Source organism: Paraburkholderia fynbosensis (assembly GCF_902859935.1).
Lineage (GTDB): Bacteria > Pseudomonadota > Gammaproteobacteria > Burkholderiales > Burkholderiaceae > Paraburkholderia > Paraburkholderia fynbosensis.
In genome coordinates, this window is sequence record NZ_CADIKI010000026.1 from 92,465 (window position 1) to 112,897 (window position 20,433).

Annotated in this window: 21 protein-coding genes; 7 read left to right on the plus strand and 14 right to left on the minus strand. The window is 64.3% G+C overall.

Annotation, left to right across the window (positions count from 1 at the left end; translation table 11 throughout):
- Positions 1 to 27 precede the first annotated feature (27 nt).
- Positions 28 to 1,131: an ABC transporter permease gene (locus HV770_RS32570; RefSeq protein ID WP_175165606.1), complete on the minus strand. Its 1,104-nt coding sequence runs from the start codon at positions 1,129 to 1,131 to the stop codon at positions 28 to 30.
- A gap of 84 nt (positions 1,132 to 1,215) precedes the next feature.
- The gene (locus tag HV770_RS32575) at positions 1,216 to 2,817 is read right to left on the minus strand and encodes an ABC transporter ATP-binding protein (protein ID WP_175165607.1); all 1,602 of its coding nucleotides are present in this window, start codon (positions 2,815 to 2,817) and stop codon (positions 1,216 to 1,218) included.
- A gap of 250 nt (positions 2,818 to 3,067) precedes the next feature.
- Between HV770_RS32575 and HV770_RS32580 the strand changes: the two genes are divergently transcribed.
- Entirely contained in the window at positions 3,068 to 4,000 is a 933-nt protein-coding gene (locus tag HV770_RS32580; protein ID WP_006051768.1) for a LysR substrate-binding domain-containing protein, read from the plus strand.
- 85 nt (positions 4,001 to 4,085) lie between these two features.
- Here HV770_RS32580 and HV770_RS32585 read toward each other — a convergent pair whose 3' ends face one another.
- On the minus strand, positions 4,086 to 5,483 hold the full coding sequence (locus HV770_RS32585; protein ID WP_175165608.1) for an 8-oxoguanine deaminase: 1,398 nt from the start codon (positions 5,481 to 5,483) through the stop codon (positions 4,086 to 4,088).
- 516 nt (positions 5,484 to 5,999) lie between these two features.
- Between HV770_RS32585 and uraH the strand changes: the two genes are divergently transcribed.
- From uraH to HV770_RS32605, 4 genes are all read left to right on the plus strand, one after another.
- Positions 6,000 to 6,353 (plus strand): hydroxyisourate hydrolase, encoded by a 354-nt coding sequence (gene uraH, locus HV770_RS32590; protein WP_121317819.1) that lies wholly within the window; start codon positions 6,000 to 6,002, stop codon positions 6,351 to 6,353.
- Between the two features lie 279 nt (positions 6,354 to 6,632).
- A complete protein-coding gene (locus HV770_RS32595) occupies positions 6,633 to 7,826 on the plus strand; it encodes a urate hydroxylase PuuD (protein WP_175165609.1) in 1,194 nt (397 codons plus the stop codon).
- A gap of 269 nt (positions 7,827 to 8,095) precedes the next feature.
- A complete protein-coding gene (locus tag HV770_RS32600) occupies positions 8,096 to 8,362 on the plus strand; it encodes a helix-turn-helix transcriptional regulator (RefSeq protein ID WP_121317815.1) in 267 nt (88 codons plus the stop codon).
- Entirely contained in the window at positions 8,359 to 9,705 is a 1,347-nt protein-coding gene (locus HV770_RS32605; protein WP_175165610.1) for a type II toxin-antitoxin system HipA family toxin, read from the plus strand. Before HV770_RS32600 ends, HV770_RS32605 begins: the two co-directional genes overlap by 4 nt.
- A 109-nt stretch (positions 9,706 to 9,814) precedes the next feature.
- Here the strand turns inward: HV770_RS32605 and HV770_RS32610 are convergent, their stop codons facing one another.
- From HV770_RS32610 to HV770_RS32635, 6 genes are all read right to left on the minus strand, one after another.
- Positions 9,815 to 10,327, minus strand: a complete 513-nt coding sequence (locus HV770_RS32610) for an ureidoglycolate lyase (protein WP_175165611.1) — start codon at positions 10,325 to 10,327, stop codon at positions 9,815 to 9,817.
- Entirely contained in the window at positions 10,324 to 11,337 is a 1,014-nt protein-coding gene (gene alc / locus HV770_RS32615) for an allantoicase (RefSeq protein WP_175165612.1), read from the minus strand. The genes HV770_RS32610 and alc overlap by 4 nt, the downstream gene beginning before the upstream one ends.
- Before the next feature lie 82 nt (positions 11,338 to 11,419).
- Entirely contained in the window at positions 11,420 to 11,941 is a 522-nt protein-coding gene (uraD, locus tag HV770_RS32620) for a 2-oxo-4-hydroxy-4-carboxy-5-ureidoimidazoline decarboxylase (protein ID WP_121317807.1), read from the minus strand.
- Positions 11,938 to 12,888, minus strand: coding sequence for an allantoinase PuuE (puuE, locus tag HV770_RS32625; protein ID WP_175165613.1), 951 nt, complete (start codon positions 12,886 to 12,888; stop codon positions 11,938 to 11,940). The genes uraD and puuE overlap by 4 nt, the downstream gene beginning before the upstream one ends.
- Positions 12,889 to 13,117: 229 nt before the next feature.
- Positions 13,118 to 13,948: an aspartate/glutamate racemase family protein gene (locus tag HV770_RS32630; RefSeq protein WP_175165614.1), complete on the minus strand. Its 831-nt coding sequence runs from the start codon at positions 13,946 to 13,948 to the stop codon at positions 13,118 to 13,120.
- 52 nt (positions 13,949 to 14,000) lie between these two features.
- Positions 14,001 to 15,482, minus strand: a complete 1,482-nt coding sequence (locus HV770_RS32635) for an NCS1 family nucleobase:cation symporter-1 (protein WP_175165615.1) — start codon at positions 15,480 to 15,482, stop codon at positions 14,001 to 14,003.
- Positions 15,483 to 15,496: 14 nt separating this feature from the next.
- On the opposite strand from HV770_RS32635, the gene HV770_RS32640 reads away from it, so the two are divergent.
- Complete coding sequence (locus HV770_RS32640; RefSeq protein ID WP_175165616.1) at positions 15,497 to 15,757, plus strand: hypothetical protein; 261 nt, start codon at positions 15,497 to 15,499, stop codon at positions 15,755 to 15,757.
- A 103-nt stretch (positions 15,758 to 15,860) separates the two neighbouring features.
- Here the strand turns inward: HV770_RS32640 and HV770_RS32645 are convergent, their stop codons facing one another.
- The 5 genes from HV770_RS32645 to HV770_RS32665 all read right to left on the minus strand — a co-directional run bounded on the left by HV770_RS32645 (position 15,861) and on the right by HV770_RS32665 (position 19,995).
- Positions 15,861 to 16,598 (minus strand): GntR family transcriptional regulator, encoded by a 738-nt coding sequence (locus HV770_RS32645; RefSeq protein WP_175165617.1) that lies wholly within the window; start codon positions 16,596 to 16,598, stop codon positions 15,861 to 15,863.
- Positions 16,599 to 16,923: 325 nt separating this feature from the next.
- Positions 16,924 to 17,850, minus strand: a complete 927-nt coding sequence (gene ldcA / locus HV770_RS32650) for a muramoyltetrapeptide carboxypeptidase (protein WP_175165618.1) — start codon at positions 17,848 to 17,850, stop codon at positions 16,924 to 16,926.
- Positions 17,851 to 17,875: 25 nt separating this feature from the next.
- Entirely contained in the window at positions 17,876 to 18,502 is a 627-nt protein-coding gene (gene tadA / locus HV770_RS32655) for a tRNA adenosine(34) deaminase TadA (RefSeq protein WP_425497524.1), read from the minus strand.
- Positions 18,503 to 18,621: 119 nt separating this feature from the next.
- Positions 18,622 to 19,023, minus strand: coding sequence for a DnaJ family domain-containing protein (locus HV770_RS32660; protein ID WP_175165619.1), 402 nt, complete (start codon positions 19,021 to 19,023; stop codon positions 18,622 to 18,624).
- 366 nt (positions 19,024 to 19,389) lie between these two features.
- The gene (locus HV770_RS32665; protein WP_175165620.1) at positions 19,390 to 19,995 is read right to left on the minus strand and encodes a 2'-5' RNA ligase family protein; all 606 of its coding nucleotides are present in this window, start codon (positions 19,993 to 19,995) and stop codon (positions 19,390 to 19,392) included.
- Between the two features lie 171 nt (positions 19,996 to 20,166).
- On the opposite strand from HV770_RS32665, the gene HV770_RS32670 reads away from it, so the two are divergent.
- Positions 20,167 to 20,340: a hypothetical protein gene (locus HV770_RS32670; RefSeq protein WP_175165621.1), complete on the plus strand. Its 174-nt coding sequence runs from the start codon at positions 20,167 to 20,169 to the stop codon at positions 20,338 to 20,340.
- Positions 20,341 to 20,433: the final 93 nt, after the last annotated feature.

A 20,433-nucleotide genomic window follows, 5' to 3' on the forward strand; every position in this document is an offset into this window, starting at 1 on the left:
GTCCGGCGAAAAGATCAGTGAGCCTGGTTAGTGAACGGCGGCCAGCGAGCGGCGGCGCACCCGGTAGTTCACGAACAGGTCGGCACCCAGCAGGCAGAACAGCAAGAGCCCCTGGAACACGCCGGAAAGCGCCTGCGGCAATTGCATCGAGGTCTGCACCGCTTCGCCGCCGAGATACAGCAAGGCCATCAGGAGACTCGCGAGCACGATGCCGAGCGGATGCAACCGCCCGACGAACACGACGATGATCGCCGTGAAGCCGTAGCCCGGCGACCATGTCGCCTGCAACTGGCCGATCGGGCCGGCGATCTCGCCCATTCCGGCGAGGCCCGCGAGGCCGCCGCTGATCAGCAGCGACATCCAGATGGTTTTCTTGTCGGAGAAGCCCGCATAGCGCGCGGCAAGCGGCGCGAGGCCGCCGACGTTCATCCTGTAGCCCGCGAAGCTTTTGCGCATGAAGAGCCACACGAGCGGGATCGCGATCAGCGTGACGAACACCGACGCGTTCAGCCGCGTGCCGCGCAGCCATTTCCAGTGCCAGTCGCCGTAGAGCGTTGGATAGAGCGCGTCGCCGCTGAACATTTCCGACAGCGGGAAATTCATGCCCTGCGGATCGCGCCACGGGCCGCTCACCAGATAGATCAGCAGTTGCGTGGCCACGTACGTGAGCATCAGGCTCACGAGAATCTCGTTGGTGTTGAAGCGGCTCTTGAGCAGCGCGGGAATCGCCGCCCACGCCATGCCGCCGAGCACGCCGGCGATCATCATGGTCGGCAGGATCCACCAGCCGGTGGCCTCGTCGAAATAGATCGCGACGCCGCTCGCGGCAATGCCGCCGAGCAGCATCTGCCCTTCCGCGCCGATATTCCAGACGTTGGCGCGATAGCCGATCGCGAGGCCGAGGCCGATCAGGCACAGCGGCGACGCCTTCAGCAGCAGCTCGGACCAGCCGTTCACACTCGACAGCGGTTCGATGAAAAACGCGTGCATCGCCTGCAAGGGATCGCGGCCAACGAGGCTGAAAATCAGAAAGCCGATCGCGAGCGTGAGCAACGCGGCGATCAGCGGCACGGCGAACTGCATCGTGCGCGAGGGCGTCGTGCGTGCTTCGAGTCGATAAGGAAGAATCATGGGTAGCGTGTGATTTGTTGGTTCTGGTTGTGAGGCTCGAACGACGTGGCTCGCCTCTTCTCGCCTCTTCTCGCCTCGCGCGCTTTACGCGTGCGCCGCCTGTTCCGCCGACGGCGCCGCGCCCTCGCGCGCGCCGAACAGACCCGCCATCCAGCGGCCGATTTCCTCGGCATTGGTCGCTCCCGTCGCGCGTACCGGCGAGAGCCGGCCGCCGGCGAGCACCGCGAGGCGATCGCAGATGTCGAACAGCTCTTCCAGTTCCTCCGAGATCACCAGAATCGCGACGCCGCGTGCCGCCAGATCGAGCAACTGTTGACGGATGAACGCCGCCGCGCCGACGTCGACGCCCCATGTAGGCTGCGCGACCACCAGCACTTTGGGCGCCTGCAGGATTTCGCGCCCCATGATGTATTTCTGCAGATTGCCGCCGGACAGACTTTGCGCAAGCGCTTGCGGGCCGCCGCAACGCACATCGAAGGCGTCGATGCAGCGCTTCGCGAACGCTCGCATCGCGCCCGCCTTGATCCAGCCCGAGCTCACCATCTGCTGACGATGCGCGGTGAGCAGCGCGTTCTCCGATAGCGACATGGCCGGCACCGCGCCACGGCCCAGGCGCTCTTCCGGCACGAAGCCGAGACCGAGCGCGCGCCGGCCGCCCGCGCCGAGGCGCCCGGCCGCCTTGCCGCAAAGCGTGACCGCGTCGGCACGCACGCCGCGTTTTTCACCGGACAGCGCCGAGAGCAACTCCGCCTGGCCGTTGCCCGACACGCCCGCGATGCCGAAAATCTCGCCCGCATGCACGCCGAACGACACGTCGTGCAGCGACGTGCCGAACGGGTCGTCGCTCTGCACCGACAACTGCTTCACGTCGAGCAGCACGGCGCCCGGATTGTGCTCGCGCCGCGTGTAATCGGGCAGCGAATGGCCGACCATCAACTGCGCGAGCGACGCATGGGTCTCGCCCTTCGGCTTCACGTGACCCGTCACACGGCCGCCGCGCATCACGGTCGCGCTGTCGCACAGCTCCTGGATTTCGTCGAGCTTGTGGCTGATGTAGAGAATGCTGCAGCCTTCGGCCGCCAGCCGCCGCAACGTCGCGAAGAGCTTTCTCACCGCTTGCGGCGTCAGCACCGAAGTCGGCTCGTCCATGATCAGCAGGCGCGGGTTCTGCAACAGACAGCGCACGATCTCGACGCGCTGCCGCTCGCCCACCGTCAGGCTATGCACGTGACGCTGCGGATCGATGTCGAGCCCGTAGTCAGCCGAGACTTCGCGGATGCGTTTGGAAAGCGTCTTCAGGTCGAACGGTTCGTCGAGTGCGAGCGCGATGTTTTCGCCGACCGTGAGCGTCTCGAACAGCGAAAAATGCTGGAACACCATGCCGATGCCGAGCTTGCGCGCCGCCGCCGGGTTCGCGATCTCGACCACCTCGCCTTCCCAGCGAATCTCGCCGGCGTCGGGCCGCACCGCGCCGTAGATGATCTTCATCAGCGTGCTTTTGCCGGCGCCGTTTTCGCCGAGCACCGCATGGATCTCGCCCGGGGCGACGATCAATGTGACGTCGTCGTTGGCGCGCACCGCCGGGTACTGTTTGGTGATGCCCTCGAGCATCAGCCGGGGCGCCGCCTGTTCCGGCCTCGCTGCCGGCTGCGCGGCGGCGCCGTCGCTATAAGAAGAGTCGCTCATGTGATTCCGTAGTGCGTCAGTGACGTCCGGTTTCGGCGCGTCCGTCCACCTTGCCGGCGGACGATCCGTCACCACAACCGGATGACAATACCTAATTCGACCCGCTCAGTCGAGCCATCAAAATTCCCGCAAACCCGCGCCGCAGCGCGCTCTGCGGGTATGCCACCCTTGACGTCGTTTTTCGTTCATATTAAAACGCATATACCCCCACGCCCGTTCGATCAGCCAGAACATATATTTCGGAGAAGTCATGAGCCAGCAACGCGAGGCGATCGATACGTACCTACTGCGCGTCTTGCACACCTTGTTGATGGAGCGCAGCGTCACCCGCGCGGCCGTCAAGCTGAATCAGTCGCAACCTGCGATCAGCGCGGCGCTGCGCCGCCTGCGCGACATCACCGGCGACCCGCTGCTGGTGCGCGGCAAATCCGGCATGGTGCCGACCGAGTACGGCCTGCGCCTGCTCGAACCGGTACAGAACGCGCTGCGCGAAATCGAACGCATCAAGTTCCAGCAGCACAACTTCGATCCAGCGACCTCGATCCGTTGCTACCGGATCGGCTGCCCGGACTACCTGAACGTGCTGTTCGTGCCGACGGTGGTCGAACGTTTTCGCCAGGCCGCGCCCAACGCGACGCTCGAATTTCACTCGCTCGGGCCCGCCTTCGACTACGAACTCGCGCTCGAGGACGGCAAGCTCGACATCGTGGTCGGCAACTGGCCGGAGCCGCCGGAGCAACTGCATCTGTCGAACCTGTTCGTCGATCAGATCGTCTGCCTGATGAGCAACACGCATCCGTTCGCCAAACGCGGCGGCCTCACGCTCGACCAGTACCTGAACGCCCCGCATCTCGCGCCGACGCCTTATTCGGTGGGCCAGCGCGGCGCGATCGACGTGCATCTCGCGCGCGAGCGCCTGAAGCGTCACGTGGTCGTCACGTTGCCGTACTTCAATCTGGCGCCGTACGTGCTGATCAAATCCGATCTGATCTTCACCACGACGCGCCTCTTTGCCGATTACTACGCGAAGTTCCTGCCGCTGACCGTGGTGCCCGCGCCGCTCGATTTCCCGCCCATGCAGTACTACCAGCTGTGGCACGAACGCGTGCATTACTCCGACGAAGTGCGCTGGCTGCGCAGTCTGGTCGCCGAAGCGACCAGGACGTTGATCGACAAACCCTGACGCCTCGTTTTCAGCTGTTGCGCGGGTGGCGGGCGTGCCGCGCATGACGCTGGCGTCCCTGCTCGCTTTCCCGCACTTTCCCCTTCTACGCCGCCGCCTCGTAAAGCGTCTTCGCCAGCCGGTTGTGCTGCTCGATGACCGGCCCGAGGTCGAGCGTCGTCAACTGGCCGTCTTTCACCACCACCTTGCCGCCGATCACGCTATAGCTCACCTGTGAAGGCGCACAGAACACCAGCGCCGCGACCGGGTCGTGCAACGCGCCCGCAAACAGCGGCTGACGCAGGTCGAACGACACGAAGTCCGCCGCCATGCCCGGCGCGAGCGCGCCGATGTCGTCGCGATTGAGCACCTTCGCGCCGCCCAGCGTCGCGATCTCCAAGGCGTCGCGCGCGGTCATCGCATCCGGCCCGAAACCGACCCGCTGCAACAGCAACGCCTGGCGCACTTCGGCGACCATCTGCGCGCCGTCGTTCGAAGCCGAACCGTCGACGCCCAGCCCCACCGGCACGCCCGCGAGACGCATGCGCCTGACCGGTGCAATGCCCGAGGCAAGCCGCATGTTCGAACATGGACAGTGCGCAACCCCGGTGCCCGTGCGCGCGAACAGTTCGATGCCCGCGTCGTCGAGTTGCACACAGTGCGCATGCCACACATCGTGGCCGACCCAACCGAGGTCTTCCGCATACTCGGCGGGCGTCATGCCAAACTTCTCGCGGCTGTATGCAACGTCGTTGACGTTCTCCGCGAGGTGCGTATGCAGCGACACGCCGTAGTGACGCGCGATCGACGCCGACTCGCGCATCAACTCGCGGCTCACCGAAAACGGCGAGCACGGCGCGACCACTACCCGCAGCATCGCGTAGCGCCCCTCATCGTGATACGTCTCGATCAGCCGCTGCGTATCTTTCAGGATGTCCGCTTCACGCTCGACCACCGAATCCGGCGGCAAGCCGCCGTCCTTCTGCCCCACGCTCATGCTGCCGCGCGCCGCATGAAAACGCATGCCGATCCGCCGTGCCGCCGCAATGCTGTCATCGAGCCGGCTGCCGTTCGGATAGATATACAGATGGTCGCTCGACGTCGTGCAACCGGACAGCAGCAGTTCGGCCATCGCCGTCAGCGTCGAGACTTCGATCATCTCCGGCGTGAGATGGGCCCACACCTTGTACAGATTCGTGAGCCAGCCGAACAGCTCGGCGTTCTGCGCGGCGGGCAACGCACGCGTGAGGCTCTGATACATGTGGTGATGCGTATTCACGAGACCCGGGATGACCAGGTGGCCACGCAGGTCGAGCACTTCGTCGGCGGTGGGCGGCAACTGCGCCGTCGGCCCGACCGCGACGATGCGGTTGTCCTCGATATACAGACCGCCGTCGCGCAGTTCGCGCCTCGCGCCGTCCATCGTGACCAGCACCTGCGCGTGCTTGACCAGCATCGTTTTCTTCGCCTTTCCCGATTGCTGTGTCGCCTGTTCCATCGTCATTCGTTTTCTCCGCTTCAATACTTCCGTGCAAAGCCGCTCGAACGCGATGTGACGGCACGCCAACCGCGCCGCCGCGTCCCGTCGAACGCCGTTGGCCCGGTTACCCGGCGTGTTCCGCCGTCTTCGGGGTGCGCCGCAAAGGGTTCGTCTCCGCCGCGGCGCACAGGTGTAACCTTCGACGGCCAAAATAAGCATGGCAACTCGCGCCAATGCGATACCCAACCTCACGCTATCGATATAGTGGGCCTTTTTTGGCGCCGCTACGATCGAAGCGACGCGCAGCAGCCGAACCAGGCAACTCGCTGCGGCTTTCGACGGGCTGTCCAACATGCGCCAGGTATTATCTTTCCTATCTCGCGCGCGCTGAACGGAACAACCTTTTTACAATGGCTGCCACGGCGCTCGCTTCAATTCGCCGACGGGTATGTAGCCACTGACGTGGAGCCTCGATCCGCCGCAAACGTATCTGGATCGGGCTGCCGCCGAAACCTCGCAAACACACAAGGAAAATTGCGAATGGGAAAGCTCACTACCCATGTGCTCGACACCGCGAACGGCCGTCCCGGCGCGGGCATCAAGGTCGAACTCTTCGCGCTGGCGGGCGACACGCGCCGCGCGCTCAAAACCACCACCACCAATGACGACGGCCGCTGCGACGCGCCGCTGCTGGAGGGCGACGCACTCGTCGCGGGCGAATACGAGCTCGTGTTCGGCGCGGGCGACTACTTCGCGTCGATCGGCACGAAAGTGCCCGAGCCGCGTTTCGTCGATCGTGTGGTGCTGCGCTTCGGCGTGGCCGACGCCGCTGCGCATTATCACGTGCCGCTGCTGGTGTCGCCGTGGTCGTACAGCACGTATCGAGGCAGCTAGGCGGCGTTGGCGCGGCCACGTCCGATTGCATTGCGCAGATGCTCGCCGGCACTTTCCTGATGCCTCGCGAGCACCCGCGAAACGCATTCGAACGCGCGTGGCCTCTCCCCCCGGCGGACCTGAGACCATAAAAAATTCGACGCCGTGCGAACTGAGCGCATCGCGTCTTCGACCCCGCGGTCAGCGCGCTGAGCCCGGACGGCCCGAGATCCGTCAGACGGGTCCAGCGAGGCGCCGAACGTCATCGCGCATACAACGAATCAGAAGTGGAGGAGTGTCATGGAAGGCTTTATCACCGACTGGTTGAATCTCGCGATTCGCTGGTTCCACGTCATCGCCGCGATTGCCTGGATCGGCGAGTCGTTCTATTTCGTCGCGCTCGACAACAGCCTCAAACCGCCGCAGGATCCGAACCAGCGCCGGCGCGGCGTGTTCGGCGAACTGTGGCACGTGCACGGCGGCGGCTTCTACAACATGCAGAAGTACACCGTCGCGCCGCCGGAAATGCCCGACGATCTGCACTGGTCGAAGTGGCCGTCGTACACCACGTGGCTGTCGGGCTTCGGCCTCTTCACCGTGCTGTATCTGTTCTCGCCGACCACGTATCTGATCGATAAGAACGTGCTCGACATGGGTCCGGTGGTCGCCGTCGCGTCGGCGATCGGCTTCCTCGCGGCCGGCTGGATCGTGTACGACTCGCTGTGCCGCATTCTCGGCAACCGCGACAAGGCGCTCGGTATCTGCGTCGGCGTGTACGTGGTGATCGCCGCGTGGCTCGCCTGCCATATCTTCGCGGGCCGCGCGGCCTATCTGATCATGGGTGCGATGCTGGCGACGATCATGTCGGCCAACGTGTTCTTCGTGATCATTCCGGGCCAGCGCAAGATGGTCGACGCGATGCTCAAAGGCAACACGCCGAACCCGATCTACGGCAAGCGTGGCAAGCAACGCTCGGTGCACAACACGTATTTCACCTTGCCGGTGGTATTCGCGATGCTGTCGAACCACTACGCGATGACCTACACGCATCCGTACAACTGGGCCGTGCTGCTGGTCATCATGCTGGCGGGCGCGCTGATCCGCCAGTTCTTCGTGATGCGCCACCGCGGCCAGGTGCTGTGGTATCTGCCGCTCGTCGGCATCGCGCTGATGTTCTGCGCCCTCTTCTGGACCATGCCGAAGCCGCTCGTGCCACAAGCGCAGGCCGCGAACGCGCCGGCGGTCAGGGTCACCGACATCGCGCCGGTGCTGCAACAGCGCTGCGTGGCCTGCCACTCCGCGCATCCGACGATGATGGGCAGCGCACCGGCCGGCGTGCTGCTGGATACGCCCGACGAAATCTCGCAGAACGCGCAGCGGATCTATCAGCAGGCTGTGACGTTGAAGGCGATGCCGCTCGGCAACGTGACGCACATGACCGACGACGAGCGGATGAAAATCGCGGCCTGGTTCGAAGGAGGCGCGGCAAAGTAAGCGAGGCGGCCGGACGCGAGGTTCGGCTTGCCAATCGACGCAGCGGCACGAAGCGGGCTTTTCGCGCGAGCGGCAAGCCCGCTTTTTCGTCCTGAGGGGCGTGGCTGGCACAGATCGGGAAGCCGCGTCATTATGTAGCCCTTGGGCCACAAAATCGCACGAACTCTGGTAAAATGTAGCCCGTGAGACACAAACTTAAAAAATGATTTTGTAACCGATGGGCTACAATACGAATACCAATCGCCGAAATTGATGCCTTGGGGCTACATATGACCCATCTCGCCGACGTATCGGACATGCTGAAAGCGCTGCGGCGCGAAAACAACTTATCGCAAGAAGAACTGGCGCGCCGCGCCGGTGTGGCGCGCACCACCGTCGCGCGCATGGAAACGCTCGCCCGCAACGACATGAGCGTGTCCGTGCTGCTGCGTCTGCTCGAAGCGGCGGGCTACGACCTCAAGTTCGTCGCGCATGGGCACGGGCGCACGCTGGAAGACATCCTCGCTGAGCAACGCAGCCCGGAGCCGAACCCATGAGGCTCGACGTCCAGGTGCTGGGCAGGAACGTCGCCACGTTGTTTCGCGAGCGCGACGACTACGTCCTCAAATACAACGCCGACGCCCGCGCCACCGACTTCGTCAGCCTGACCATGCCGGTGCGCGAAGAAGCCTGGCGCTGGCCGCGCGACCTGCATCCGTTTTTCCGCCAGAACCTGCCTGAAGGTTACCTGCTGAATCTGATCCGCGAGCAGTTCGGTCCGTTGCTCGACGGCACCGACCTGTCGCTGCTCGCGGTGGTCGGCGCGATGGGCATCGGCCGCGTGACCGTGACGCCCGAAGGCGTCGCGCCGGGCACCGAACTGCAGGCGCTCGACGTTCAGGACATCCTGCACGGCGACAACACCGCCGATCATTTCGCGCAACTCGTGCGCGAATATGCGCGCGCGGCCATCTCCGGCGCTGTACCGAAGTTCATCGCGCCGCAGGAACAGGCGGCCGGCACCGCCGCGCCGCTGGTGCTCGGCAAGCCGACCATCCGAACCAGCCGCCATATCGTCAAGGGCTCGGACGACAACACGCCGTTCCTCGGCTTCAACGAGTTCTATTCGATGCGCGTGCTGGAACGGCTCAGCGTCGTGCCGGTGGCGCGCACGCAGATGTCGGACGATGGCCGGGCGCTGGTCGTCGAGCGCTTCGACGTCGATGCACAAGGACTGCCCGCGTATGGCGTCGAAGACATGTGCGGCCTGCTTGGTTTGCCGCCGCACGAAAAATACAATTCGACCAGCGAGAAAATGCTCAATGCAGCGCGCGCGTATCTGCTCGATCGCAACAGCATGCGACAGCAGCTCCAGCAGCTCGGCTGGCATCTGCTGACGAACTACGTCGTGCGTAACGCGGACTGCCACACGAAGAACATCGCGCTGTTCTACAGCTCGGTCGACGATGTCGCGTTCACGCCCGTGTACGACGTCGTCACGACGCAGGCGTATCCGCGTTTCGCGGCCAATCCGCCGGGCCTGCCGATCGACGGCCGCAAGACCTGGGCGGCCGGCAAGACGCTGGAGCGCTTTTTCAACACGCGCATGGGCATTGCGCCACGTCAGTACGCGCAGATGGCCGAGGCGTTGTGCGATTCGGCGGTCGCCGTCGGTCATGAGGTGATCGAAGCGGCGCGCAATGAACCGCAGTGGCACACGGTCGCGAAGCAGATGCTGCATGCGTGGGACGACGGCATGGCGTCGTTGCGCTCGCCGAAGAAAAGCCTGCAGTTCAAGGGACTCAAACCGGCGATCGAAGCCGCCGGGTTTTCCGCGCCCGAGCCGGCCGAACGGGCGCGCGAAGTGATCGGGCGCTCGCCGCTGCTAGGTAAGCGCTGAGAGTTCGGGCGTTGTGTCGCGTGGGCGCCCGACGGTCCGTTCCGGCTTCAGGTTCGCGCAATGCAAAGAAAGCCCACGGCACACGCCGTGGCTTTCATCGCTCATCACCTCAAACCGCGACTGCGCTCAACGCATCTTCAGTCAGCCAGAGCGACTCGGCCAGATCCTGCTCATTCAGGTTGATCCCCTCACCGCCACGATCGACGACGATAAAGTCGCTCACCTCCGCCAACGCGATCAGCGGATGGTGCCACACGCCCTTCGCATAGTTCACGCCCTGCCAGCCGCTCGTGACAAACGCGCGAATCTTCGCCGCGTCCAGCTCACCCGCGGGCGCCACCACGACCAGATACGGCTTGTCGTTCAACGGCACGAACGCCTGGCTGCCGAGCGGATGACGCTCGAGCATCTTCACTTCGAACGGCAGCGTGCGCGGCTGTCCGCGAAACAGATTCACGAGCGTGCGGCCGTTCTCGTCGGCGACGTCCACTTTCGCGAGATCGTGATAGCGGATCGTCGTGCCGAGGTTGATCGGAATCTGCTTCGCGCCTTCGAGTTCGATCACGTCGCCGAACGCGGCAAATGCTTCCTTCGTCAGCGGTTCGATAGCGAGCGTTTTCATGATGCGAGCGTGCCCCACAGGCGCAGACGCGATACGCCGCCGTCCGGAATGATATTGAAGCGAATATGCGTGAGCGGCCCGAGCGCCGCGATCTCGCTTTCGAAGAAATGCTGCTTGTCCATCTGCAGCTTCTGTTCGCCGAGCAGGACCGGCCAGAACATCGCCTGCGTGATCAGCGAGCTGTCGGTGCCGCCCTTCACGTACGCGGCCTGGATCGAACAGCGGTCCGGATAATTGCCCTTGAAGTGCGCCGTGTCGACTTCGATCTTTCCGATCACGCCCGGCTGCGCCAGTGCGACGATTGCCCAGTCATTGCCCGGCTCGCGACGGCGCCGTGTTTCCCAGCCGTCGCCCATGTTCACACCGCGGCCCGGCATCAGCAGCGTCGACGCCGCACCGAAGTGCTGATTGTTGGCCGCGACCAAGTATGCGCCGTTTTCCATCGCGGCCAGATCGAACTGCTCGGTGCGGCTCGCACCGGCCCAGTCGACCTGCGGCTGACCGTACACGCGCAGACGCGCGATCCCGCCGTCCGGATAGATGTTCACGCGCAGGTGCGTGTACGCGTTCGCGTCGCTCACGCCGAGATAGTGGTGGCTATTGCCCTGCAACGTGGTGGACGGCACGATCTCGATCCATTGCGTGGACTGATTCGGCGCGCCGTCCAGCACGCGCGCCGCCTCCACCGATGCCGCCGGCGGAAAGTTGCCCGTGAAGTGGCTGGTGTCGAGGTCGAGCCCTTTGATCACGCCCGCACGCGCGAGCTTCACGACGCACCAGTCATAGCCGGTCACGCGCTTGCGGCGGGTTTCCCAGCCGTCCATCCACTTGCCGTTGTCGTCGTACTTGCCGGGAATGAAGACGGCCGGCTCCGGATTCAGCATGCGCTCCTTCGGGGCGAAGAAATCGTCGCTGGACTCGAGCGCCTGCGCGCCCAGACGCGGGTCCGCCAGGTTCACATAGCGGCGCGTGAATTCCGGTGCGTTGGGGTCGAGAATCGGGAGTGCCATCGTTGTCGTCCTTGATGTGTGAAGATGCTGGAAAACGTTGCGGTTCGAGGGCCGCGATGCGTGCCTCAGCCGTACCTGAGGCCTACGCGTCGATCAGGTCGTCGAGCCGGAAACGTGCGATGCGGTAGATCTGATCGAGGCTCGCGCGCAATTCGTCGGCGTGGCTGTTGTTCACGCGCGCCTCGAAATTCGCGATGATGCCGTGACGGTCATAGCCGCGCACCGCGAGAATGAACGGGAAGCCGAACTTCTCGCGATACGCGCTATTGAGCGCGAGCAGTTTGTCGAACTCTTCCTGCGTGCATTGCGCGAGGCCCGCGCCGCTCTGCTCGCGGGTCGATTCGGCGGTCAACTCGCCGCGCACCGCGGCCTTGCCGGCAAGCTCCGGGTGAGCGTTGATCAGCGCGAGCCGCTTCTCGTCACCGGCCGTTTCGACGATGCCCGACATCGTGCGATGCAGTTCGTCGATGCTCGCGAACGGCCGTTGCCGCGCGGCGATTTCCGCGACCCACGGCGAGTGCTCGAAAATGCCCGACAGCGCTGCGACGAACGCGTCGGCCGAAATGCTGTTGAGTTGGTCCAGAGTGTATTGCATCGCCTTCATGCGGCCGCCCCGCGCTTGTTTGGCTGGTAAGGATGATGTTCGCGCCAGTGCCGCGCGATATCGACACGCCGCGTCACCCACACACGATCGTGCTGTTCGATATGGTCGAGAAAGCGCTGCAATGCGCGAAAGCGCCCAGGGCGTCCGAGCAGGCGGCAGTGCATGCCGACCGACAGCATCTTCGGCGCTTCGTCGCCCTCTTCGTAGAGCACGTCGAAGGCGTCGCGCAGATAGGTGAAGAAGTGGTCCGCGGTGTTGAAACCTTGCGGGCTCGCGAAGCGCATGTCGTTGGTGTCGAGCGTGTACGGCACGATCAGTTGCGGCACCCGCGCGCCGCCCGTCACGTCGACGTCCATCCAGAACGGCAGGTCGTCGCCGTAGTAATCCGAGTCATACAGGAAGCCGCCGTATTCGGCCACCAGCCGATGCGTGTTCGGACTGTCGCGCCCGGTGTACCAGCCGAGCGGCCGCTCGCCCGTCACGCGTTCGAGCGCTTGCATGCCGAGGCGCATGTGCTCCGCCTCTTTCTCCGGCGATACGTCCTGATAGTGAATCCAGCGATAGCCGTGGCACGCGATCTCATGGCCGAGTTCGACGAACGCGCGCGCCACGTCGGGATGCCGCTCGATCGCCATGCCGACGCCGAACACCGTGAGCGGCAGCTTGCGCTTTTCGAATTCGCGCAGGATGCGCCAGACGCCCGCGCGCGAGCCATATTCGTAGATCGACTCCATGCTCATGTGACGAGCCGGATACGCGGCCGCGCCGACGATCTCCGAGAGAAACTGCTCCGAGGCGGGGTCGCCGTGCAGCACGCAGTTTTCACCGCCCTCTTCGTAGTTCAGGACGAATTGCACCGCGACACGCGCTCGCCCCGGCCAGTTGGCCTGCACCGGGTGGCGGCCGTAGCCGATCAGATCGCGTGGGTAGTTCGGGTCGAGTGGCATGGTTTGACGGAATGCGTGGTGACGGTACGGAAAATTCGCGCGGGCGCTCACACTGCAGGCACGTGGCGCAGCCTGTGCATGAGCAGGCGGGCGGTGCTCGAGTCGCTCGCCGCCACCGACCCAACCTTCTGAATCAGCGGCGAAAAAGCACTTCAGGCACCCGCGCCGAGTTGAGCCAGTGTAGCGAAAACACCCGGGTGCGCCCATACACCCGGCCAGATAGTGCGTGTCAGACGGGATGTATGTGCTGGCCCGGCGCGCTAGCGTTTACCCGCAGCGGCTCGGCGGTTTCGGCGTCGTGCGGCCGCTGCGGATCCGGCTCAGCCGGCGCGGGGCCGAACGAGGCCAGCGCGCCGTCATAGCGCTTGGCCAACGGCCTTGCGTAGTCGCCGCGCTTGGCTGTCGACAGGCGCAGTGCGACCAGCGCCTCCGTCCATTTCACCGCGGCTGTCACGCCTTCGACCACCGGCGCGCCGAGCGCATCCTCGATCTGCGCGCACAGCTCGGCCATGCCCGCACAGCCAAGCACGATCGCGTCCGAGCCGTCCTCGGCAAGCGCACGCCGGCATTCGTCGAGGATGATGCGGCGCGCGGCCGAGCCAGGCTTGTCGAGATCGAGCACGGCGACGTCGGTCGCGCGGACGTTGCGGCAAAAGCGCTTCATGCCGTAGCGCTCGGCGAGATGCCACGCCATGCCGCAGGTGCGCGCGAGCGTCGTCACCACCGAGAAGCCTGGAGCCAGCACGCTCGCCGCGTGCATCGCCGCCTCCGCTATACCGATCACCGGGCCGCGCGCGAGCTCACGCGCCGCGTATAAGCCGGGGTCGCCGAAGCAGGCGATCACGTAGCCGTCGCAACCTTCGCGCTCGCCCGCGGCGACTTCGGCCAGCAGGCCTGGTGTGGCGAGCGCTTCGTCGTAATAGCCCTCGATCGACGGTGGCCCCATGGTCGGATTCACCGCGATCACTTCTGTGCCGGGCGCGGCGACTTCACGGGCGCAGCGGCCCATGGCGTCGGTCATGCGTTGCGTCGTATTCGGGTTGATCAGTTTGATGCGCATAGGAACTCCTGTTGACGCGCTCCGAACGGAGCCCGCCTGGGGACTGCGGGATTCAGCGCGCGAGTACGCGATAGAACAGCGCACCGAGACCCGCGCCGATGAACCACGAGAAATTCGCCATACCGTCGAGCCCGGGCATCATCACGCAGACTACCGCGATCAGCGCGGCCGGCAACAACGCGGCCACCGCCCGGTAGTTGACGCCGTTGCGATACCAGTACGAGCCGGTGGGCGCGACCGTATACAGATCGTCGAGCACGATCTTCTGACGCTTCACGAGGTAGTAGTCGACGATCAGGACACCGTATAAAGGGCCGATGAAGCTGCCGAGCACGTCGAGCGTGTAATGGATCACCGCCGGGTTGTTGAACAGATTCCACGGCGTGATGAAGATCGATGCCACCGCCGCGAGCATCCCGCCCGCACGCCAGCTGATGAGGCGCGGCGCGACGTTCGAAAAATCGAAGGCCGGCGAGACGAAGTTAGCCACGATATTGATGCCGATCGTCGCGATCGTGAAGGTCAACGCGCCGAGGATCACCGCAGTCGGATAATCGATATGGCCGACCGTTTCGACCGGGTCCGTGATCAGCTCCCCGAATACCGGCAACGTCGCGGCGGTCGTGATCACCGTCACGAGCGAGAAGGCGAGGAAGTTGACCGGCAAGCCCCAGAAGTTGCCGCGCTTCACGCTGCGAAAACTTTTGCCGTAGCGCGAGAAGTCGCCGAAATTCAGCATCGGCCCGGAGAAGTACGAGACCACCAGCGAGGTCGCCGTGATCATGACCGGCACCACCTCCATGCCGTGATATTTGACGCCGCCCAGGTTGATGCCGATGTTGCGCCATCCCGCGCGATACACCATGTAGCCCGCCAGAATGAACATCACCACGTAGACGGCGGGACCGGCGAAGTCGATGAATTTCTTGATCGTCTCCATGCCATGCCAGAACACCAGCGCCTGCAAGACCCACAGCAGCATGAAACCGGCCCAGCCGAGCGTCGACAGGCCCATGAAGCCATGATGATGGACGTCGGCATAAGGCAGCAACGACGGCACGAACTTGAGCACGACGATCACCAGCGCGCTCGACGCGAGATAGGTCTGAATGCCGTACCACGCGACCGCGATCAGCCCGCGAATCACCGCGGGAATATTCGCACCGAGCACGCCGAAGGTGGCGCGGCACGCGACCGGGTAAGGCACGCCGTTCGCCTGGCTCGGTTTCGCGATCAGGTTGCACAGCAAGTTGACGATCGTGATGCCGACCAGCAGCGCGATCAGCACTTGCCAGCTCGTCAGGCCGAGCGCGAACAGACTGCCCGCGAACACGTAGCCGCCGACGCTGTGCACGTCCGACATCCAGAACGCGAAGATGTTGTACGCGCCCCAGGTTTGATTGCGCAGCGGCGCGAGATCTTTGTTATAGAGCCGCTCGCTGTAGCCGGCCGGCATCGACGGATCGGCTTGCGCGCCGTCGTCGATATAAGTGGACATCGAGGGATTGCCGGGCGCTGTACTGAACTGAGCCATGATTCCTCCTTGAGATGGGGACCGTCGATAGCGCATCGAAGGACGTTGCACCGGCCATCCCGGTCGCGCCCTCCTCGTCCATCTGGAATCGAGAAAGCCTGCGCCATCCGGTGGGCCGTGCCGCGGGCGTCTCCGTACTGAAGTACTTGTGGTTATCGCATCGCCAGCCGCCGCGAATTCCCGGCGATGCGTCGCTGCTCGAAGTCGGTCGCGTGGCGACGGACGTGCGTGCGCAAGCCGGCAGCGCTCACGCCGAGCCGCTTTGCAACGCCTGATTCGGTTCAGTTCAATTCAGTGCCGCGCGCGCCGCTGATGGACGCGTGCCTGTTCCTGCTGATTCGTGCTCGTGGGTGCTCGCCGGTCCTCTTGCTGCGTGCCTCAGCCCGGGGTCGATCCGGCTTTGGACGCCTCTTTCGATGCCGATCCGAGCGCGCCGAACACTTCATGCAAATCCGCTGCGCCACGTGCGGGGCGATCCAGCATTTTCAACTCGACGCTTTGCAGATGGCGCGACATCAACGCCGCCGCCTCTTTCGCATCGCCGGCGTCGAGCGCGGCGAGAATGGCTTGATGATCTTCGAACGAGCAAGGGCTGCGCCCAAGCGACTCGTACAGTGCGGAAATCAGCGTCGAGCGCGCGACCAGTCCACTCAGACAATCGCACAGCACGGCGTTGCCGGTGAGCCCCGCCAGCTCGGTATGAAACTCGCCCGACAGGCGGATCCATGCCGGGAAATCACGTGTTTCGAACGCCTTGCGTTCACGGCCGATCATGCTGCCGATGCTCTTCAATCGCCGCATGCCGTGACCGCTGCAAATCTTTTCGACCACCGCGAGTTCGATGATGCGGCGCATTTCGAACACCTCGTGCACTTCCTGCAGCGACGGACTCGCGACGAAAGCCCCGCGATTCGGTTCGAGATCGACGAGGTGGTCGGTCGCCAGTTGCGCGAGCGCCTGGCGGATCGGACCGCGCTTCACACCAAATACTTCGCACAACTGTGCTTCGGTCAGCTTGGCGCCAGGTGCGAGCCGATGCTCGAGGATTGCGGCGCGGATGCGCTCTGCAATTGCTTCGGGCTTCGAACTGTTCGCGGCGGCGTCTGTGTCGGACATATTTGCGTCTCGGTATGATGGTCATCATAGGATGGACATAAAGATTGTCAACAATTTTTATCTTGAATTTCGACAATCTTCAACGCCAGGCTCAGTGGGCGGTCAAGCGGCACGCCGCGTTGTGAGGCCCGGCTTCAGTATGAGTTTAATTAGGTGGCGTGGACGCTGTCTATTGAGTGCGCATTTTGTCAACAAAACGTGCGCGTCTTCCGTGGTCTCGCCCTGCATGCGGGCGGTGCAAATGATTGACGGTTAGTTGCGTTTTAGAATTCAAAAAGAAAGCGGGCCGGCCCCCGCTTCGCTCCGGCTCCATCCAGCCGTCAGTTCAGCCGAGACACGGATAGCCGGACAGGCTCAGTTTGAACCCACGCGCATCGGCGACGAGATGCGCGTCCGCGCCCACCGGCAACGTCAGCATGTTGGGAACATGCCCGAATTGCAGCCCCGTGACGACCGGAATGCCGATCAACGACCTCACCTGCTCGATCGTCGCGTTCAGGTCATAGCCATTGTCGTAGTCGTACGCTTTGCTGCCCGAGAAGTCGCCGAACACGAGCGCCTGCTGCTGCGCGAGGATGCCGGCCAGATGCAGTTGATAAATCATCCGCTCGACCCGGAACGGCTGCTCGTTGACGTCCTCGATGAACAGGATGCCGCCCTGCACCGGCGGCATATACGGTGTGCCGATCAATGACGTCAGCACCGCCAGATTGCCGCCCCAGAGCATGCCCGACACGTCGACCGGCTGCGCCTGCGGCGTGTTGCCCGTCACCGTCATGGTCGGCTGCGACACGGCGGACCAGAAGTGCTGCATCGTGAATTCGCTGAGATCCTCCGCGCCGAAATCGCTCATCAGCATCGGGCCGCCGAACGTTTTCAAGCCGGCGCGCGCCAGCAGCGCGAGCTGGATCGCGGTGAAATCGCTGTGCCCCACGAGCGCGACAGGTTGACCGGCGAGGCGCCGTTGCAGCCCTTCGTAGTCGAGCCCGTGCAGGATGCGCACCGCGCCGTAACCGCCGCGCACGGCCAGCACCACGTCGGGAAGCTGGCGCGACGGATCGGCGAGCCGGTTCAGATCGGCCGCGCGCTCGCCATCGGTGCCCGCGAAGCGCTGATAGCGGCGCTTCGTCGCCTCTTCACCGTCGACCTTGTGCCCCTGCGCATGCAGACGACGCAACGCGCGATGCAGGACCTCGGGGTCGTGCGGATAGCCGGACGGCGCGATCAGTTCGATAGTGCGGTGGACGGTCATGGGCAAGACCTGCTGGTGTTGTTGTTTAGTGCGGCTCGGTGCGGGCCGCTTCGCTGTGTGCTTCGGGATCTGCTTCGCCGCGTGCCGCCGCGCGCGCTGCGCGGCTCGCTCGGCGCCGCTCGGCGAAGAACGACTTGAGCGCCGCGCCGCATTCGGCTTCGAGCACGCCGCCGCACACCGTGGTGTGATGATTGAGTTGCGGATTTGCGAACGCATCGACGACGCTGCCGCATGCGCCGGTTTTAGGATCGCGCGCGCCGAACACGACGCGGGCGATGCGCGCGTGCATGATCGCGCCGGCGCACATCAGGCACGGCTCGAGCGTCACGTAGAGTTCACAGCCCGGCAGCCGGTAGTTTTCGACAGCTTGCGCGGCGGCGCGCAAGGCGACCATTTCCGCATGTGCCGACGGATCGTGCGCGCCGATCGGATGATTGAAACCTGTGGAGATGACTTCGTCGCCGCGCACCAGCACCGCGCCGACCGGCACTTCGCCGGCCGCCCGCGCTTCCTCGGCGGCAGCCTGAGCGAGCCCCATGAAGCGGCGATCACGTTCGGAGAAAACGGCTGGCGCGGGCGGATCGACGGGTGTGCCAGCGTCGATCGCTGCCGTGCCACTGTCAACCGCCGACGCTACGACAACGTCGGCCACGTCGGGACACGTCGATATCGATTCGTTAGACGCGACCGGCACGTCCGGCGTTTCACGGGATTCGCCGAATGCCGGCTCCGGCCGTGACCCCGAGGCGGCGCGGTGGACGAGCGCGTCGCTCACCGCGAACCCACGTCAGCTGTATTGAGGTTGCTGGCGCGCTCCGACAGCCGCTCGGCGATTCGCCGGCAATAGTCGCGCGGCAAAACCAGCGGGCCGCCGCGCAGCGATTCGAGCGCCATATCGAGCGCCAGCATGCGCGCCTGGAGACAGCAACGGGTAGCTTGGTCGCTCACGGCATTCAGCTCCGTTTGCAGGTCGCGCAACGCGCGCAACTGCTCGACAGCGGGCGGCACGAAGCCCGCGTTCTTCAGGATCCGGTTGGCGACGCGCACCTCTTCCGGGACCCACGCATCGTCGTCCAGGGGCAGCGGCGCACCCGCGCCCGGCAAGTCGTCGAATTCGCCACGCGCGGCGACGGCGGCAATACGCTGTTCGACAAGCGCATCAAGCAATTTCATCTGCAATCCACTACGTTGCGGCCCAAGCATTCTATCAGGGAGCGCACGACCGTTCTGCCCGTCTGGCGGACAAAACGCGCCGGCTTTCAGATATTGCGTATTTGGCACACATAGAGATCGGCAATGCTGAAAGACCCGACTGGGTATGCTTCTGGTGGAGGCAACCGGGCGCTGTAAGAGCCGCGTGCGTGCACGACGCTGCTTGCGCTGCCTGCTGCCTCCCGCCTGCTCCTGCCGTGCCCCGCTCCTTGCTTCAAGGTAACCGAAATCGTGCGATCCGTCGCAATGAACGACTTATTCGCCACTCGCTTGCGGCGTGCGCCGCCTGGTTGACTGGCGCGCGTCCTCACGCCATGCCGTCGCACATCACGACTGAGCCGCCGTCAACGGCCAACGCGCTAGTGCGACGTGGCGCGTGCGTCCAAGCAGACTGTGTATCAACGCAAACTCGCGCACGTTCCAGCACATGGATTCAACGGGACGCTCCGCCGCCCAGGGCATGCCATACGCCAAAGTGACGTGCGGCACATAGGACGTAACGACTGAACCCACGCGCCCCCCGAAACCAGCATGCTCCAACGCTTGCCCCAGCGCGTCATGAAGCGCATGAAGACCGGCGGCGCCCCCGCCACCGGTCAACACCAGAGGACCCGGCCGGGGTTTCGACGCAAAGCTCGCGACCGCGTCGAATTCCACCGTGAATGGCGCCATGCGAATCGACGCGGCGGCCCGCATCGCGGCATCGACCTTATCCGGCGGCAGGCCGCCTGCGAAATTCCCGAGATGCAGCAATGTCACGTGCAGACGGTTAGCCGCAAGTGGTTTGCTGCGTACGCGCGTGCCCGCGCAGAGTTCTTGCGCGAACTTCGACATGATGGCCGCCGTATTGGCGTCGGGGAAGACCGCGAAAAACAGACCGTCCGTTGGCGTCGGCGGCGCCTCGAGTCCGGGCAACCATAGTTGTTCAGGCATTTCGTTCGTCACCGGGTAAAGCCGGCATAGAGGAATCTTTCTTCGTGTTCAAGTTCGTGCGCGCCTGACCACGACGCATCAGTAACACCCTGTGTTTCCCGGACGGGACCACATGGACTCACGTTCCGCCCTGCGAACAACACTGTACATTCATACAGTATCCACGGCAATGTGGAACTGCGCAAAAAGCTCGAAGTGTTGGACGACGCCGCGAAATACGATGCGCCCCGCGCAAGAAGTGGCGTCCCGAAAGCCGGCTCGCGTGGCATCGTCGGGCTGGACGTCTGCATCGGCGCGGGCATTTTGCAGGGTTTACGGCGCAAGGCCGCTGCATGCCGTCGCTGAAAACACTGCGCGCCAGTTTCTGTTGATACGGTCGAGACAACAGGAATTGCAGAGTCAGTTGGGCAGTACGGAACGTTCCGGTGGCACACACGC

Bases quoted from the DNA above. Each gene is read 5' to 3' on its own strand.
- HV770_RS32640 (WP_175165616.1), top strand. From the start codon at position 15,497: ATGGGGACCGTCGATAGCGCATCGAAGGACGTTGCACCGGCCATCCCG.
- HV770_RS32630 (WP_175165614.1), bottom strand. From the start codon at position 13,948: ATGCGCATCAAACTGATCAACCCGAATACGACGCAACGCATGACCGAC.
- HV770_RS32605 (WP_175165610.1), top strand. From the start codon at position 8,359: ATGAGGCTCGACGTCCAGGTGCTGGGCAGGAACGTCGCCACGTTGTTT.
- HV770_RS32600 (WP_121317815.1), top strand. From the start codon at position 8,096: ATGACCCATCTCGCCGACGTATCGGACATGCTGAAAGCGCTGCGGCGC.
- alc (WP_175165612.1), bottom strand. From the start codon at position 11,337: ATGGCACTCCCGATTCTCGACCCCAACGCACCGGAATTCACGCGCCGC.
- HV770_RS32580 (WP_006051768.1), top strand. From the start codon at position 3,068: ATGAGCCAGCAACGCGAGGCGATCGATACGTACCTACTGCGCGTCTTG.
- HV770_RS32610 (WP_175165611.1), bottom strand. From the start codon at position 10,327: ATGAAAACGCTCGCTATCGAACCGCTGACGAAGGAAGCATTTGCCGCG.
- HV770_RS32635 (WP_175165615.1), bottom strand. From the start codon at position 15,482: ATGGCTCAGTTCAGTACAGCGCCCGGCAATCCCTCGATGTCCACTTAT.
- puuE (WP_175165613.1), bottom strand. From the start codon at position 12,888: ATGCCACTCGACCCGAACTACCCACGCGATCTGATCGGCTACGGCCGC.
- HV770_RS32665 (WP_175165620.1), bottom strand. From the start codon at position 19,995: ATGCCTGAACAACTATGGTTGCCCGGACTCGAGGCGCCGCCGACGCCA.
- uraH (WP_121317819.1), top strand. From the start codon at position 6,000: ATGGGAAAGCTCACTACCCATGTGCTCGACACCGCGAACGGCCGTCCC.
- HV770_RS32660 (WP_175165619.1), bottom strand. From the start codon at position 19,023: ATGAAATTGCTTGATGCGCTTGTCGAACAGCGTATTGCCGCCGTCGCC.
- HV770_RS32595 (WP_175165609.1), top strand. From the start codon at position 6,633: ATGGAAGGCTTTATCACCGACTGGTTGAATCTCGCGATTCGCTGGTTC.
- HV770_RS32645 (WP_175165617.1), bottom strand. From the start codon at position 16,598: ATGTCCGACACAGACGCCGCCGCGAACAGTTCGAAGCCCGAAGCAATT.
- ldcA (WP_175165618.1), bottom strand. From the start codon at position 17,850: ATGACCGTCCACCGCACTATCGAACTGATCGCGCCGTCCGGCTATCCG.
- uraD (WP_121317807.1), bottom strand. From the start codon at position 11,941: ATGAAGGCGATGCAATACACTCTGGACCAACTCAACAGCATTTCGGCC.
- HV770_RS32570 (WP_175165606.1), bottom strand. From the start codon at position 1,131: ATGATTCTTCCTTATCGACTCGAAGCACGCACGACGCCCTCGCGCACG.
- HV770_RS32575 (WP_175165607.1), bottom strand. From the start codon at position 2,817: ATGAGCGACTCTTCTTATAGCGACGGCGCCGCCGCGCAGCCGGCAGCG.
- HV770_RS32585 (WP_175165608.1), bottom strand. From the start codon at position 5,483: ATGACGATGGAACAGGCGACACAGCAATCGGGAAAGGCGAAGAAAACG.